Source organism: Sneathiella sp., from assembly GCF_036844445.1.
GTDB lineage: Bacteria > Pseudomonadota > Alphaproteobacteria > Sneathiellales > Sneathiellaceae > Sneathiella.
Genome location: NZ_DAIUFV010000002.1, coordinates 540,676 through 556,429, shown reverse-complemented (window position 1 = coordinate 556,429; position 15,754 = coordinate 540,676). Strand labels below are relative to the sequence as shown.

Here is a 15,754-nt window from a genome sequence, read left to right as displayed (position 1 = left end):
TACCCATATCAGAACCGCGGGCCTGCCCCGCCATCAGCTTCCGACCGGGGCGACCTTCTTCGCCGCCACCGCTTTCTTCTGCGTTTCCGGCTCGTCGGACAGCGCGGCCAGAAGCTTCTTCTCGATATTTGCGAGTTTCACCTTGTTGGTGATTTTAAGGCCGAAGCTGTCCTTGACATAGAAAACGTCGACGGCCCGCTCGCCATAGGTCGCGATATGCGCCGACGAGATGGAAAGCGACAGGTTGAACAAGGTGCGCGTCAGGTTGGCCAGGAGGCCCGGCCGGTCACGGCCGCGCACTTCGATCACCGTGTGGGTGTTCGAAGCCTTGTTGTCCAGAATAACGGCCGGCTGCACCTTGAAGACTTCCGTTCGCCGCGGCAGGCTCGTCTCCATCCGGTCAAGCAGTTCAAGATGCGGCTTGCGGATGCCTTTCAGCGTGTCCTCGATGGTCTGGCGCAGCTTCTCCATCCGCCGGCCCTGGTCATAGACCAGACCTTCACTGTCCTGGATAAAGAAGGTGTCAAGCGCCATTCCGTCCGTCGTGGTGTGGATCTTCGCATCGACGATATTCGCGCCGCTGACCGACATCGCGCCGGCGATGCGGGAGAAAAGGCCCGGATGATCGGCCGTGTAGACAATCACTTCGGTGACGGACTGGAAAGGATCGCTTTTCGCCGCGATAGTGAAAAGCGTTCCCTCCTTGTCGGCCTGCTTCATCAGCTCGGCGTGGCGGACGCGATCATCACTGTTTGTCGCAATCCAGTAGGATTCGTAAAAGCGGTCAATATGAGCGTCGATATCCGCGTCGGGCCAGTGCGGAAGACGGCCGCGGAGGTCTTCCTGATAATGTTTCGCGCGCTCGGCCCGCCCCTCGGAGAGATGGCCGCCGGTCAGGGCATTTTCGCTCGCGTAATAAAGTTCGCGCAGCAGCTGGCCTTTCCAGCCGTTCCACACGTTGGGTCCGACGGCGCGAATGTCGGCAACGGTGAGGACAAGCAGCAGGCGGAGCCGTTCGGGACTCTGGATGATATTGACGAAATCCTCGACCGTCTTCGGATCGGAGATATCGCGCTTGAAGGCGAAGCTGCTGAGCGTCAGATGGTGGCGGACAAGCCACGCCACCGTTTCCGTTTCCGACGGCGAGAGGCCGAGCCGGGGACACAGCTTCTCCGCCACCTCGGCGCCGAGGATGGAATGGTCGCCGCCGCGGCCCTTGGCGATGTCATGGATCAGCACCGCGCAGTAGAGAACAACGCGCGAGCTGTTCTTCATCATGATCTTGTGGGAGAGCGGATGATCGTTCTGAAGTTTGCCCTGTTCGATCTGCGAGACGATGCCGATGGCGCGGATGGTGTGCTCATCGACGGTATAAACATGATACATATCATGCTGCATCTGGGCGACGACGCGGCCGAAATCGGGTATGAACTTGCCGAACACGCCGGCTTCGTTGAGCCGCCGCAGCGTTGTCTCGGGATCCTTTCGGCTGGTCATCATCTCAAGAAACAGCCGGTTGGCTTCCGGATCGTTGCGGACGCTGCGATTAATCAGCCGCAGGTCCTGCCGGATCAGCCGCAGCGCGTTCGGATGAACGTCGAGCTCCCGCTCCTGTGCCAGATGAAAGAGCTCCAGCATTTTGATGGGTTCTTTCTTGAAATCATCATCATCGGCGACATTGATCCGGCCGCCCTCGACGATGTAGCCTTTCAGCTTCCGCTTGGTGAGGCCGAGCCGCGGAATGGCGAGACGGCTTTTCTTCTGCTGCTCCGCCTCCAGCTTGGCGCAGAATATGCGCGTCAGATCGCCGATATCCTTGGCGACAAGGTAGTAATGCTTCATGAAGCGTTCGACGCCGCGGGTGCCGGCGTGGTCCCGATACTGCAGCCGCCTCGCGAGTTCGCTCTGGACGTCGAACGTGATGCGCTCTTCCGGCCGGCGCGTCAGGTAGTGGAGGTGACAGCGCACGGAGCGAAGGAAATTGGATGCCTTCGTCAGCTTGCGCCGCTCGCGTTCCGTAAAGACGCCGAGATCGACCATTTTCGGAATATCGGTCGTGCCATGCACGAATTTGGCAATCCAGAACAGCGTCTGCAGGTCGCGAAGGCCGCCCTTGCCTTCCTTGATATTGGGCTCGACAAGATAGCGCGAATTGCCGAAGCGCTCGTGCCGCTCTTTACGCTCCTGCAGCTTGGCCTCGATGAACTCCCGGCTGTGGCCCGCCACCACCTCTTTCATATATCGGCGGTACATCTCGCGGAACATCTCCTGATCGCCCCAGATGTAGCGCGCTTCGAGGAGGGCGGTCTGAATGGTCGTGTCCTTCTTCGCGAGGCGGATACATTCATCCACGTTGCGGCTGGAATGCCCGACCTTGAGGCCGAGGTCCCAGAGCATGTAGAGCACATATTCGATGACCTGCTCGCTCCACGGGGTCCGCTTGTAGGGATAGAGGAAGAGAAGATCGACATCCGAATAGGGCGCAAGTTCGCCGCGCCCGTAGCCGCCGACGGCGACGAGTGAGAGCTTTTCCTCGGTCGTCGGGTTGCTGAGGCGGTAAATATACTGCGTCGCGACGTCGAAAATCGTGCGGATCAGCTGATCGACCAGAAAGCACTGGGCGTACATCATCGCCCGGCCCTTGTTCGATTGCATGAAGCGCGCTTCTACCGTCGCGTTGCCGTTATCAAGCGTCTTTTTCAGGAGCGCAAGCAGATCGCGGCGAAATTCCAGACTGTCGGCGGCGTGCTTTTGCGCGATCTCGCCAATCGCCTGAACCAACGCCCGGCGGTCGATTATTTCCTTGCGATTCGGAATTTTTTCCATTTGGCATCCAGCTGACCGCTGCCGGGGTGCGGCGAACGGCTCAATAAACTCCGTTGACAGTTATTTACCAAAGAATGGCCGCGAACACCCGAAATATCTTGCGCCAGGCGAGATAAGGGCGCGGCGCCCCCGATGCGGCAACTTATGCACCGGAGGGCGCCGGGCAATCCCGGCCTCCCGTATCCCATATAGGAGTTACGGGCGGCAATGACAGCTGGCCGGAGAGGATGCCGGGGTAAATCAGGCGATTGTCTGCCCGCCATCAATGATCAGGGTCTGCCCGGTGAGGAAGGTTCCGGCTTTCGAGGCCATCATAATCGCCGCGCCTGCGATCTCGTCAGGCTGACCGATGCGCTTCAGCGGTGCGCGGGAGGTCGCGCGCTCAAGAATCTCCGGATTTTCCCAGAGTGCACGGGCGAAATTCGTCTGGATAAGACCGGGCGCAATGGCATTGACGCGGATGTTGTCCGTCCCATGCTCAACCGCGAGATTGCGGACAAGCTGCATATCCGCCGCCTTCGAAATGCTGTAGGCGCCGAGAACCGGGTTGCCACGCACGCCGCCGATCGAGGAGATGATGATGATCGCGCCGTCTTTGCGCGCCTTCATCTCGGGCAGCACCATGTTGCAGAGCCAGTGGTTGGACTTGATGTTGGCGGCCATGATCTTGTCGAACGCATCGTCGGGAATATCCATGGACGAGCCGAAAAACGGGTTGAGCGCGGCATTGCAGACAAGCACGTGGATCTCGCCAAGCTGCTTGTGGGCTTCATCCACGAGATTTTGCAGCGACTCTTTCGAGTTGATATTGACCGGGATGGAAAATGCCTTGCCGGCGGAGCCGGCGGGCAGGCTTTCGTTGATTTCGGTCGCCACCTGCTGGCAGAGATCTTCCTTGCGGCTGGAAATGGTCACCTGCGCTCCCGCTTCTGCCATACGATGCGCAATCGCTTTTCCAATTCCCTTGCTGGATCCCGTAATGACGACATTTTTGCCGGTCAAGTCGAACATATTCTTCTCCGTACGTGTTATTATTTATTGGGGGTTGTTCTAGCGGACTAGAGGCTACCCGCCTGAAAGAAGCTTGTCATCAAGAAGATTTTGCCGCCTCCGCGAGTTCTTTCAGTTCGTAAAGCAGGCCAAGCGCCTCGCGCGGGGAAAGATCGTCGACATTTATCCCCTGAAGCCGCGTTTCAACCGCCGAGGGAGCAGCGCCCGCGCCCGGTTTCGCCGGCTCATTGACGAGCGCGGAGAAAAGCGGCAGGTCGTCGGCAAGGCGCGTCGCGGCGGAACCCTGATCCTTCTCTTCAAGACCCTTCAGGACATCTTCTGCGCGGCGGATAACGGCCTGCGGCAATCCCGCGAGCTTTGCGACCTGGATCCCGTAGGAGCGATCCGCCGATCCCTCCGCGACTTCATGGAGGAAAATCACCTCTCCCTTCCATTCGCGCACCCGCATGCTGTGGTTGCGAAGTGCCGGAAGCCGCGCGGCAAGAACCGTGAGCTCATGGTAATGGGTCGCAAAGAGCGAGCGGCAGCGGTTGATCTCATGCAGGCTCTCCACCGTCGCCCAGGCGATCGAAAGCCCGTCGAACGTCGCCGTGCCGCGACCGATCTCGTCAAGAATGACCAGCGAACGCTCGCCCGCCTGATTGAGAATGGCGGAGGTTTCCACCATCTCGACCATGAAAGTCGAGCGTCCGCGGGCCAGATCATCGGCGGCGCCGACCCGGCTGAACAGCCGATCGATAATCCCGATATGCGCACGCGTGGCCGGAACGAAGGCGCCCATCTGCGCAAGAATGGCGATCAGCGCATTCTGGCGCAAAAAGGTGCTTTTACCGGCCATATTGGGCCCGGTCAGCAGCCAGAGGCGCTGTTCCTCATTCAGGCAGCAGTCGTTGGCGACGAAATCCGCCTCGGCGTTCGCTTTCAAGGCGGCCTCAACCACCGGATGCCTGCCGCCGGTGATCTCGAAGCTGAGGCTGTCATCGATTATTGGGCGCGTGTAGGCCTGTTCGACCGCAAGTTCCGCGTGGCTCGCGGCGACATCGATACGGGCGATGGCCTCGGCGGCCGCGAGAATTGCCGGGCCCGCATCGCTCACTTTGGCCACCAGCTCGTCAAAAAGCGCAAGCTCGAGCGCGAGCGCCCGGTCTGCGGCGCGCGAGATCTTGTCTTCAAGCTCGCCAAGCTCAACGGTCGAATATCGAACGGCGTTCGCCATTGTCTGGCGATGAATGAACCTGTCCGTCATCCGGTCCACGAAACGCGGCGTGATCTCGATGAAATAGCCGAGCACGTTGTTGTGCCGGATTTTAAGCGAGGGAACGTCAACCTCTTTGACATAGGCCGCCTGCAGATTGGCAATATGGCGCCGGCTTTCATCGCGGAGGACGCGAAGTTCATCGAGTTCAGGCCGGTAGCCTTTGGCAATAAATCCGCCGTCGCGCGCGAGCAGCGGCACGTCTGGCAGCAATGCCGCCTGCAAGTGATCGACTAGCTCCGCGTGAAAGCCGAGCTGCTCGCTCGCCTCGCGAAGCCCGAGCGGCAGGGCGCCAAGATCGCCGCTCGCGATGGCCGCGCGAATGTTCGCAGTCTCACCAAGCCCGTCACGGATGACGGCAAGGTCGCGCGGGCCGCCGCGCCCGAGGGTGAGACGGGAGAGCGCGCGCTCCATATCGGGGCAGCGCCGCAGGATCTCGCGAAGCCGCTCTCTTTTTGCCGGATCGTCCGTGAAGTAGCTGACCATGTCGAGGCGGTGATTGATAAGCACCGCCGAGGTGAGCGGGCTCGCCATATCCGCCGCGAGACGCCGCCCGCCGCCGCCCGTCACCGTCCGGTCGATGGTGGCGAGAAGGCTGCCGCTGCGCTCGCCGTTCATGGTCCGGGTGAGTTCGAGATTGCGCCGCGTCGCCGCATCGATTGACATGACCTCGGACGTGGCGACCTGCACGGGCGGCTTGATGAGCGGGAATTTTCCCTTTTGCGTCAGTTCCACATAATCGACGAGGGCGCCGGCCGCTGCAAACTCCGCCCGAGTGAAGGCGCCGAACGCATCGAGCGCCGCGACGTCAAAGAGCGCTTTCAGGCGCTTCTCGCCATTCTGGCTGTCAAAGCGAACGGAGGGGAGCGGCGTCAGGCTTTTGCCGCATTCATCGAAGAGGTCTCGAAATGTCTCCTCCTCCAGCCAGCGATCGGAGACGAGAATTTCACCGGGATGCAGGCGGGCAATCTGGGCGGAGAAATCTTCAATCCGGGTTGCGCCGGCGAAAAACTCTCCGGTCGATATATCGAGCCACGCCATGGCGTAGTCTTTCCCGGCGCGGGCGAGGGCGAGCAGGAAGTTGTGGCTCCGCGTATCAAGGAGGCTGTCCTCGGTAATTGTACCGGGCGTGACCAGCCGGATCACATCGCGCGCGACAACAGATTTGTAGCCGCGCTTCTTCGCCTCTGCCGGGCTTTCCGTCTGCTCCGCCACGGCGACGCGAAACCCCTTGCGGATCAGCTTCTGCAAATAGCTGTCGGCGGCATGCACCGGCACGCCGCACATCGGGATATCTTCGCCGCCATGCTTGCCGCGTTTGGTCAGCGCAATATCGAGCGCCGCCGCAGCAGACACCGCATCGTCAAAAAAAAGTTCGTAAAAATCCCCCATTCTGTAGAATAACAGACTATCCGGATGCGCGGCCTTGATGGCAAGATATTGCGCCATCATCGGGGTCGCTGATTTATTCGGTTGCGAGTTGGTTTTCTGTAGGGTAGGCATGGGAGAAAACTACCACAGACGGCTATTTTGCCAACCGCTTAATATACATCTAGAAATTAAACTTTGAATCTGAATATCAAGAGAATTATGAGGACACGGGTCGATGAGTGACAAGCCGGATTTAAGCCAGTATGAAGAAGCGCTGCGATATCACGCAACAGGCAAGCCGGGGAAGCTGGAAGTTGTCGCCACCAAGGCCGTCGCCACGCAGCAGGATCTGTCGCTCGCCTACTCCCCCGGCGTCGCCGGACCGTGCCTCGCCATCGCTGCCGATCCCGACAGCGTTTATGACTATACCGCCAAGGGAAATCGCGTCGCGGTGATCTCGAACGGAACGGCGGTCCTCGGGCTTGGCAACCTCGGGGCGCTCGCCTCGATCCCGGTTATGGAAGGAAAAGCGGTTCTTTTCAAGCGGTTCGCCGATATCGACTGTATTGACCTTGAAGTCGACAGCGAGGATGTCGATGAGATCGTCAACTGCATCCGTCTCCTCGGCCCCGGTTTCGGCGGCATCAACCTCGAGGATTTCAAGGCGCCGGAATGCTTCATCATCGAGCAGCGCCTGCGCGAGGAGATGGACATTCCCGTATTTCATGATGACCAGCATGGCACGGCTATCATCTGCGCTGCCGGGATCATCAATGCGCTCGATCTGACGGGCCGCCAGCTTGCCGACTGTAAAGTCGTCGTGAACGGCGCGGGCGCCGCGGCGATCGCCTGCCTCGAGCTCGTGAAAGCGATGGGCCTGCCGCATAACAATGCCATTCTTTGCGATACCAAGGGCGTGATCTACCAAGGCCGCGAAGACGGGATGAACCAGTGGAAATCGGCGCATGCGGTTGATACGGACAAGCGCACGCTGGAAGAGGCGATGGTGGGGGCCGATATTTTCCTCGGTCTCTCGGCAAAAGGCGCGGTGACGCCGGAGATGGTGCGCTCAATGGCCGACAAGCCGATTATTTTCGCCATGGCCAACCCCGACCCGGAAATCACGCCCGAAGAGATCGCCGAGGTGCGCGGCGATGCCATTGTCGCGACCGGCCGCTCGGACTATCCGAACCAGGTCAATAATGTTCTCGGCTTTCCCTATATCTTCCGCGGCGCACTCGATGTGCGGGCGACGACGATTAACGAGGAAATGAAGATCGCGGCGGCCGAAGCCCTCGCCGAGCTCGCGCGCGAGGATGTGCCCGATGAGGTCGCGGCGGCCTATAAGGGCAACCGCCCCATTTACGGTCCCGATTATATCATCCCCGTTCCCTTCGATCCGCGCCTGATCAGCCACGTGCCGACAGCAGTTGCAAGGGCGGCTATGGATTCGGGCGTTGCGCGCCGGCCGATCGTCGATGAACAGGCGTACCGGAACGAGCTGCGCGCCCGTCTCGATCCGACCGCCGGCTCCCTGCAGCTCATTCTCGATGAAGCCCGCACCTCGCCGCGCCGCGTCGTCTTTGCCGAAGGGGAAGAGGAAAAGGTCATCCGTGCCGCAATCGAGTTCCACAAGGCGGGCTACGGCATTCCCGTCCTCATCGGGCGCGAGCTCGAAGTACGCAAGACCATGGCGGAGATTGGCGTCGACGGTCTGGAGGGCATTGAAATCTACAACGCCCGCGAGATGGACGACCGTGAGAAATATTACGAATTTCTCTATCAGCGGCTGCAGCGTGAGGGGTATCTGCTGCGCGACTGCGCACGGCTCGTCAACCAGGACCGCAACACCTTCGCCGCCTGCATGGTTGCACTCGGCGATGCGGATGCGCTGGTGACGGGGATCACCCGCCGCTTCAATATCGCGTTCAAGGAAGTGAAGAAGGTGATCGATCCGAAGCCTGGCGCGCTGGTTATCGGCGTCTCGGTTATTGTCGGGCGCGATCGCACTGTTTTCATGGCGGACACCACCGTGACCACACTGCCGACCCCGCAGGAGCTTGTGCAGATCGCCAAGCAGGCGGCGGGCGTTGCACGGCGTCTCGGGCATGAGCCGCGCGTTGCGCTTCTGTCATACTCCAATTTCGGAAATCCGAAGCATTATACCGCCGACAGCGTGCGCGAGGCGGTTGCCCTGATGGACGCGGAAGAGCTCGATTTCGAGTATGAAGGGGATATTTCCGCCGATGTGGCGCTCAATCCGGAACTGATGAAGACCTTCTATCCCTTCTGCCGGCTTTCGGGCGCGGCGAATGTTCTGGTGATGCCGGGCCTGCATTCGGCGAACATCGCCTCCAAGCTGATGCCGGTCCTTGGCGAAAGCAAGGTCATCGGACCGCTCCTCGTCGGGCTCACAAAGCCGGTGCAGATCGTCCCGATCGGCGCGACCGTTTCGGATCTCGTCAATATGGCGGCGCTTGCCGCGCATGAGGCCGGTCAGTAAACGACCGGCCTTAAAGAGCCCTTAGTCGTAAAGCCGCTGTCGCAGCCTGCGGTGGGCGAGCCAGAACGCCGCAGCGCTGAACAGGACGACATATCCCGTATGCAGCAGGATGGCGCCTGCGTCGATATCGATCCCGGCCGTGAGCGGCCGGATCGCGGCGATCAGATGCGTCATCGGAAAGGCCCAGGCGACATACTGGATAAACTCCGGAAAGCGCGTGATCTCGAAGAACACGCCGCAAAAGACGAACATCGGCGTCACCCAGAATGTGAAGAAGTAGGCGAAGAACTCGTACCCCTTGGCGTAGGCGGTCGCGACAAGGCCGGCAGAGGCAAAGCAGATCGCGCCAATAAAGACAATCGGCAGGCTCAGAAGCGGCAGAAACCCGTTCGGAACGCCGCCCCAGATCCACCCGACGATAAGGACGCAGACGGCCGCAAACAGGGATTTGATCGAGGCCCACAGCACTTCGCCGAGCAGCAGTTCCGTCAGCGTAACGGGTGTCGAGAGGATGGCGTCCCAGTTCTTCTGCAGGAAATAGCGCGTAAAGGCGCCGATGGAGGTCTCGAAACTCGCCGTGAAGGCCGCCGAATAGCCGATCATGCCGGCGACCACGAAGGTGAGGTAGCTCATCCCCGACATCGTGTCGATAAAGGCGCCCATGCCGAAGCCGAAGGCGAACAGGAAGAGGATCGGGTTCGCGACGTTGGAGACGAGCGAGGAGCCGATCAGCTTCCTGAAAACGCGGTACTGGCGGTCGCACACCGCCCGGACATAGACAAATTCCGGCATTCTCATCGCGTCAGTTCTCTCTCAGCTTGCGCCCGGTCAGGCGCAGGAACACATCCTCAAGATTGGCCGGCCGGTGCAGATAGACGGCATCGGGCGGGAGGTCGGCGATAAATTCCGCCGTCTCATCGACAAAATAAAGGACCGAATCGCCGATGTCCTCCTGATCCCAGCGGGCCGTTGCGGAGGTTGCAAGCGCCGGTTTCTGCACCTCGAACACGAAGCCCCTCACATGCCGCGCGATCAGCTCCTCGGGCGTGCCCCGATCAAGGACCGTGCCGTTGTCGATGATGACGATCTGATCGCAAAGCCGCTGCGCCTCATCCATGTAATGGGTGGTGAGCAGCAGCGTCCGCCCTTGCTTTTTAAGTTCGCCAAGCTGTTTCCAGATCAGGACGCGCGCCTGCGGATCGAGCCCGGTTGTCGGCTCATCAAGAATGACAAGCTCTGGATCGCCGATCAGCGCCCGGGCGATCGTCAGCCGCCGCTTCATCCCGCCCGAGAGCGCATTGACCGGTGCGCGGCGCTTTTCGCCAAGCTGCATAAACTCGAGGAGCCGTTCGGCTCTCTCGGCGACGACGGCGGCGGGCAGGGCGAAATAGCGGCCGAAGGCCTCAAGATTCTCAAGGACGGTGATATCGGGGTCGAGATTGCTGTCCTGGGGGACGAGACCGATTTTCGCCTTCACCTCCCGCGTCATCTCTGACGCAGAGACACCGAAAACGGTAAGCTCACCCGCGGTGATTTCGGCAAGCCCCATGATCATCCGCATGGTCGTCGATTTTCCCGCGCCGTTCGGGCCGAGCAGGCCGAAGCACTGCCCCTTCGGCACGGTGAAGTCGATCCCCCGGACAACCTCCAGCGGGCCGTAGCGTTTGACGAGATTGCAGGCGGCGATAACGGCGGTGCTGTTCATAAAACTAAACCCGAACCGGAAAAGAGGAATGCCTTCGCGAAAAGCAGGCTGGCGAGCCTATGAGGATAGGCGCAATTTCGCAACCCTTTGCCACGTAAAAATGTGACAGACCTCACGCGATACCGTGCGGGGCGGAATTACTCCGTCGTCAAAAATATGTGACAATACATTATCAAGTTGACGTGAAATTGCCGTGAAATACTATTTTTCGAAGCACTAACACAACTTTGCAGGGGGCAACACGTGCGGTTTATCTTCTCCATCTCTCTCATTCTCGGGCTCTTCGCCGCAACTTCCGTCAACACGGCCGCCGCTGCCGATATCCACAGCTTTGATGTGATCGGCATAAAGCTCGGGATGACGCCCGACGAGACAAAACAAGCCCTGACCGAGCACAATCCAGAATTCGACGTTCAGGAGTATTATTACACCTACAGCTATAGCGACGGGACAACCACGTATAATACCGACGACGTTCTTGGCCGGATGGCGGTCAGACATATCCGGCCATCGGGCCCGACTCCGGGGAACGAGACAATTATCATCGAGTTCTCGGGCAAGGCCGGGAGCGAGGTGGTGACCGCTCTCTCGCGCGTCCGGTCGGGCGATCTGAATCCGCCGAGCATCAAGGATTTCGCCGCATTGCTGGTCGAGAAATATGGTCCGTTCAATCAAAGAAATGCGCATTTTCTTGAGTGGCATGGCGATACCGGCTCACGGACCTGCTTCGACCTCGGCGGATTGTCGGAAACTTCTGCGCCGCTGATGGAGAGGGCTGTCCACACGATCACAGATTTTTCCGTTTGTCGTGACACGATGAGATACGGTCTTGCAACAACGGGCTCCGTCGACAGTCTCGAGAAAACGACGCCGACCCTCGGCTTCGATGTCAGCATGGTGAGCGCCAAACTGCTGATCGAGAAATATGATGAACTGAATGAGTGGGTCAATAATCTGGAGGTGGACGCGACGAAGAAGCGCGAATCGACCGTCGTGAAGCCGAAACTCTGATTGATTGTTGCGCGATTTCGGACGCCCCGGGCGGAGATCGCACCCGTTAGACAGAAACGCCGTCCCGCTGGCCTCCGCAACTGAGGCCGGCGTGTGGCTGCGTTCTCGGGCAAAGACGGCTGCAGTCGTGCGCTCTGCCCCCGAAATAAGTTTGCGCAAACAGCATTCAGACTTTATGTCTCAGATCATCTTTAACAGCCAATTGATGGAATGCGACGTGTCTGACGAATTCTCACCCTCATTGCCCGACAGCGACACCCGAAAAAAGCTGGATAAGGCGGCGGAAATTATTACCGGTCACCTCGACAAGGCGCTGCAGGACTGCCTCGCGGCGGGTCTTGAGCGGGAGCATTTTACAGCCGCCACAATCGCGACGATGATGCAGGCGGTGGAGACGAGCCTCGGCGGCAATGCGGCCGGAGCGCTGGAAGAAATGGCCCAGATGGCCAAGCAGAAGAAAAGCGATACGCCCGTCCAGTAACGCGACGGGCGCATCGGTTGGCGGGGGCCGTCAGTCCGGCGTGTGGATCGGCAGATCGAGAAGCGCACGGCGGCGCAGCCACTGGCTCGGACGATAGCGCTCTTCCCCGGTGATCTGCTGGATGGTTTCCAGTATCTTCAGGCAGTTGCGCGTCCCGAGATGCTCGGCAAGTTCAACCGAGCCCAGCGGATAGTTGAGGCCGAGCTTCATTCCCTTGTCGATATCCTCAGGCGTCGCGACGCCGATCTGCGCCATTTCGCAACCGAGGTTGGCGATCATTGCACGGATGCGCGGGGCGACGAAGCCGGGATTGTCCTTGATCCGCGTGACGCTGCCCGAGACGGATTTCAGCATCGCCATCACCGACTGGACGACCTCTTCATCCGCGCCGGGGGCCGCCATGACGGTCGCGCGCACGAAGATGCCCGTCAGCGTGTCAATGGCAACCAGCCGTTTCGGATCGAGACCGAGGCGCACCGCAACCGCGGTGCAATCCTCGCCGACCGGATCGGCGAGAATGGGCGCGGTGCCGTCATCCTCGGAGAGGATCGTGACGCCGATGTCGCGCAGAATGGTTTCAAGCGCGCTTGACGGCTCGGCAAGAAGCACGCGGCGTGTCGGCGCCGCCGTGATTTTCTCCTCGATATCCGGACGGATGATGGTTCCGTCGTCGGCATAGTCATAGAAGCCGGCTTTGCTCTTGCGCCCGAAACGGCCCGCTTCCATCATGCTTTCATGCAGCGGGTAGGTGGAGAGGCGCTTGTCCTGGAAATAGCCATTGTAAATGATCTGGCTGACCGGAAAGTTGACGTCGATGCCGGTGAGATCCATCAGCTCAAACGGGCCCATCCGGAAGCCGCAGGCCTCGCGCATGATGGCATCGACCTGAAACGGCGTCGCGACGCCTTCCGAGACGATCCGCAGCGCTTCCGTCGTATAGGAACGCCCGCCGAGATTGACGAGGAAGCCCGGCGCGTCCTTGACGACGACAGGAACGCGTCCCATCCGCTTGCCGACGACTTCGAGCGCCAGCGTCACCTCATCGCTGGTATCGGTGCCGTTGATGACCTCGACCAGCTTCATGAGCGGCACGGGATTGAAGAAATGCAGCCCCGCGATGCGGTCACGGTGCGTGCAGGCGGACGCGATGGACGAGATGCGGATGCTCGACGTGTTGGAGGCGATAATCGCGTCACGGCGAACGATTTCCTCAAGCTGGCGGAAAACCTTCTGCTTGATCTCGAGATTCTCGACGATGGCTTCGACAACCACATCGCAATCGGCAAGGCCCACCATATTTTCCGCAACATTGATTCGCGCGGCGGCCTCCGCGCCTTCGGCTGCGTCCATCCGGCCCTTTTCGACGGATCGCTCGATCATCGAGACGATGAAATCCCGCGCTGCCGCGGCGGCGCCATCCGCCGCGTCGTAGATATAGACAGGCATGCCGCCCGTTGCGGAGACCTGGGCGATCCCCCGCCCCATGGCTCCGGCGCCGACGACGCCAATCTTCAAGTCCTGCTTCTGCGGGTCGATGGTCATGTGCTTGTGTTCCTGTTTCTTGTCAAATCGTGCGGGAGTTATACCCCGCGTATTAAAATTGTAAAACCCTGCCTTGATGCTGTGCAGCATAATCCTTACATATCGGGAAAATAGTGCCGTTAGGGCTATTGCTGCTGCAGCCGGAAAGGGTGCAGATATCTCGCTCATTAGAGGAGGAACAGATGCCGCGTCCCCTGTCGTTCAGTCACCCGCTGATGCTGGGTTTTGACCGTTTCGAGCAGATGCTCGATCAATTGTCGAAATCCTCCGGCGATGGGTATCCTCCCTATAATATCGAGCAGATCGGCGAGGATCGCCTACGCATCACGCTCGCGGTTGCCGGTTTCACCGAGGATGACCTGCAAATAACTCTGGAACATAGCCAGCTGATCATCCATGGTAAGCAGAGGGACGAGTCAGAGCGCGTATTTCTGCACCGCGGCATTGCGGCGCGCCAGTTCCAGCGTAAATTTGTTCTTGCCGAAGGGTTGGAGGTTGCGAGCGCGGAAATGGAGAATGGCCTGCTTCATATCGATATGAAACTGCCGACGCCAAAAGCCGAAAGCCGCCAGATCAAGATCACTCGCAAAAATTCGAAAAAAGAAATGAAGACGGTCAGCCCGTCGGAATTTACTGATTAACCCCGTTTTGGGGCGCGTAAAGGAGTTTGATATGCTCTACCAGGAAGCCACACTTCGTCACTTAAGTCCTGCGGCCTTCGGTATGCTGGGGTCGATGGACATGGCTTACGTTCGTCCGGTTACGGAGAACGGCACCGTTATCTATCGCATATTCGCGGCCAACGGCCAGCGTCTCGGCGAGGAGAAAACGGCTGCGGCCGCGCTGGTCGTTGCGCGCCAGAACGATTTCGAAGCGTTTCTCGTCAATTAAAGCGGGGGAATAGCGGAGCCTGAGGCTCAAACTTCCGGCTTCGCCGTTTCCTCGGTGAGGATGGCGTAAAGAGCATCCGCATCGTGGGTGCCCCTGAGCTTCTCGCATCTTTCCTTGTCGCGCAGCGTACGGGAGACCCGGGCGAGCGCCTTCAGGTGATCGGCGCCTGCGGATTCGGGCGCCAGCAGAAGGAACAGAAGGTCGACCGGCATATTGTCCATCGCGTCATAGTCGACGCCGGCGCTCAGCTTGGCGAAAATCCCATACACCCGGTCGATGCCCGGCAGCTTGCCATGCGGGATGGCGATCCCCTTGCCGATCCCGGTGGTGCCAAGGCGCTCCCGCTCGATCAGGACATCGAGGATATCGCGTTCCGCGCAGCCGGTGATATTTGCCGCCCGCCGCGCCAGTTCCTGAAGTGCCTGCTTCTTGCTGGTGGCTTTCACATCCGCAAACACCGTGTGCGGCTGAACAAGGTCGCTAATTTCCATGGGTACTTGAACCAGTCGGTCGTTGTGAGGGCACGGCGCGGATCAGGCGGTTTCGCCGGATTTTTCGATTCGCGGATCTATCCAGCCGATATTTCCGTCCGCGCGCCGGTACACGACGTTCAGTTCCTTCGTCTTGGAGTTCTGGAACATCATTGCCGGAAGATTGGCAAGATCCATCCGCATGACCGCCTCGCCGACCGAGCAATCCGGAATATCGGCGCTGCTTTCAGCAATAATCATGGGCTGCCAGTCGTCCTGCCCGTCAACTTCGGGCCGCTCCTCGTCGGGTTCGGGCGCAAGAACGTAATTCTGGGCGGCGAAGGCCATTTTCGCCTGATAGCGCTCCTTGCCGTGGTGGCTCTTGAGGCGTCGCTTGTAACGACGAAGCTGTTTCTCGATGCGCTCCAGCGCGGCATCAAAGCTGGCATAGGCATCCGCATGGGTGCCCGACGCCGCGACGTCGATGCCGGAACCGATATGGACGTTGCATTCAGTGTGGAAGTTGTGGTTTTTGCGGCTTATCGTAACCTGCGCGTCAATCGCGTTGTCGAAGTATTTTGCGACACCGTTCTCCAGGTTCGTTTCAATATGCTCTCGTAGGGCATCGCCGACATCAATCTGCTTACCTTTAACAATCACATGCATCATAAAGATCCATTCCTGAAGT

Annotated in this window: 13 protein-coding genes; 5 read left to right on the top strand and 8 right to left on the bottom strand. The window is 59.6% G+C overall.

Annotated elements, in window-relative coordinates:
* Nucleotides 1-33: 33 nt before the first annotated feature.
* The 3 genes from V7Z56_RS06105 to mutS form a co-directional block, all read right to left on the bottom strand.
* Nucleotides 34-2,826: a [protein-PII] uridylyltransferase gene (locus V7Z56_RS06105; RefSeq protein ID WP_334128481.1), complete on the bottom strand. Its 2,793-nt coding sequence runs from the start codon at nucleotides 2,824-2,826 to the stop codon at nucleotides 34-36.
* A gap of 240 nt (nucleotides 2,827-3,066) precedes the next feature.
* Complete coding sequence (locus tag V7Z56_RS06100; protein ID WP_334128480.1) at nucleotides 3,067-3,837, bottom strand: SDR family NAD(P)-dependent oxidoreductase; 771 nt, start codon at nucleotides 3,835-3,837, stop codon at nucleotides 3,067-3,069.
* 79 nt (nucleotides 3,838-3,916) lie between these two features.
* On the bottom strand, nucleotides 3,917-6,544 hold the full coding sequence (gene mutS / locus V7Z56_RS06095) for a DNA mismatch repair protein MutS (RefSeq protein ID WP_334128479.1): 2,628 nt from the start codon (nucleotides 6,542-6,544) through the stop codon (nucleotides 3,917-3,919).
* A 154-nt stretch (nucleotides 6,545-6,698) separates the two neighbouring features.
* On the opposite strand from mutS, the gene V7Z56_RS06090 reads away from it, so the two are divergent.
* The gene (locus tag V7Z56_RS06090; protein WP_334128478.1) at nucleotides 6,699-8,966 is read left to right on the top strand and encodes an NADP-dependent malic enzyme; all 2,268 of its coding nucleotides are present in this window, start codon (nucleotides 6,699-6,701) and stop codon (nucleotides 8,964-8,966) included.
* Nucleotides 8,967-8,987: 21 nt separating this feature from the next.
* Here V7Z56_RS06090 and V7Z56_RS06085 read toward each other — a convergent pair whose 3' ends face one another.
* On the bottom strand, nucleotides 8,988-9,764 hold the full coding sequence (locus tag V7Z56_RS06085; RefSeq protein ID WP_334128477.1) for an ABC transporter permease: 777 nt from the start codon (nucleotides 9,762-9,764) through the stop codon (nucleotides 8,988-8,990).
* Between the two features lie 4 nt (nucleotides 9,765-9,768).
* Nucleotides 9,769-10,671, bottom strand: coding sequence for an ABC transporter ATP-binding protein (locus V7Z56_RS06080; protein ID WP_334128476.1), 903 nt, complete (start codon nucleotides 10,669-10,671; stop codon nucleotides 9,769-9,771).
* Nucleotides 10,672-10,914: 243 nt separating this feature from the next.
* Between V7Z56_RS06080 and V7Z56_RS06075 the strand changes: the two genes are divergently transcribed.
* Together V7Z56_RS06075 and V7Z56_RS06070 are read left to right on the top strand one after the other, a co-directional pair.
* Entirely contained in the window at nucleotides 10,915-11,682 is a 768-nt protein-coding gene (locus tag V7Z56_RS06075; RefSeq protein WP_334128475.1) for a hypothetical protein, read from the top strand.
* Between the two features lie 217 nt (nucleotides 11,683-11,899).
* On the top strand, nucleotides 11,900-12,163 hold the full coding sequence (locus V7Z56_RS06070; RefSeq protein WP_334128474.1) for a hypothetical protein: 264 nt from the start codon (nucleotides 11,900-11,902) through the stop codon (nucleotides 12,161-12,163).
* Between the two features lie 30 nt (nucleotides 12,164-12,193).
* Here V7Z56_RS06070 and V7Z56_RS06065 read toward each other — a convergent pair whose 3' ends face one another.
* The gene (locus tag V7Z56_RS06065) at nucleotides 12,194-13,705 is read right to left on the bottom strand and encodes a 3-hydroxyacyl-CoA dehydrogenase (RefSeq protein ID WP_334128473.1); all 1,512 of its coding nucleotides are present in this window, start codon (nucleotides 13,703-13,705) and stop codon (nucleotides 12,194-12,196) included.
* A gap of 182 nt (nucleotides 13,706-13,887) precedes the next feature.
* Between V7Z56_RS06065 and V7Z56_RS06060 the strand changes: the two genes are divergently transcribed.
* Together V7Z56_RS06060 and V7Z56_RS06055 are read left to right on the top strand one after the other, a co-directional pair.
* Nucleotides 13,888-14,346, top strand: coding sequence for an Hsp20 family protein (locus V7Z56_RS06060; RefSeq protein WP_334128472.1), 459 nt, complete (start codon nucleotides 13,888-13,890; stop codon nucleotides 14,344-14,346).
* Between the two features lie 31 nt (nucleotides 14,347-14,377).
* Nucleotides 14,378-14,596: a hypothetical protein gene (locus V7Z56_RS06055; RefSeq protein ID WP_334128471.1), complete on the top strand. Its 219-nt coding sequence runs from the start codon at nucleotides 14,378-14,380 to the stop codon at nucleotides 14,594-14,596.
* A 26-nt stretch (nucleotides 14,597-14,622) separates the two neighbouring features.
* Here V7Z56_RS06055 and ptsN read toward each other — a convergent pair whose 3' ends face one another.
* Nucleotides 14,623-15,087: a PTS IIA-like nitrogen regulatory protein PtsN gene (ptsN, locus tag V7Z56_RS06050; RefSeq protein WP_334128470.1), complete on the bottom strand. Its 465-nt coding sequence runs from the start codon at nucleotides 15,085-15,087 to the stop codon at nucleotides 14,623-14,625.
* Nucleotides 15,088-15,129: 42 nt separating this feature from the next.
* Nucleotides 15,130-15,735 carry a ribosome hibernation-promoting factor, HPF/YfiA family gene (gene hpf / locus V7Z56_RS06045; RefSeq protein WP_334128469.1) on the bottom strand — a complete coding sequence of 202 codons (606 nt, stop codon included), beginning with the start codon at nucleotides 15,733-15,735 and terminating at the stop codon, nucleotides 15,130-15,132.
* Between the last annotated feature and the right edge of the window lie 19 nt (nucleotides 15,736-15,754).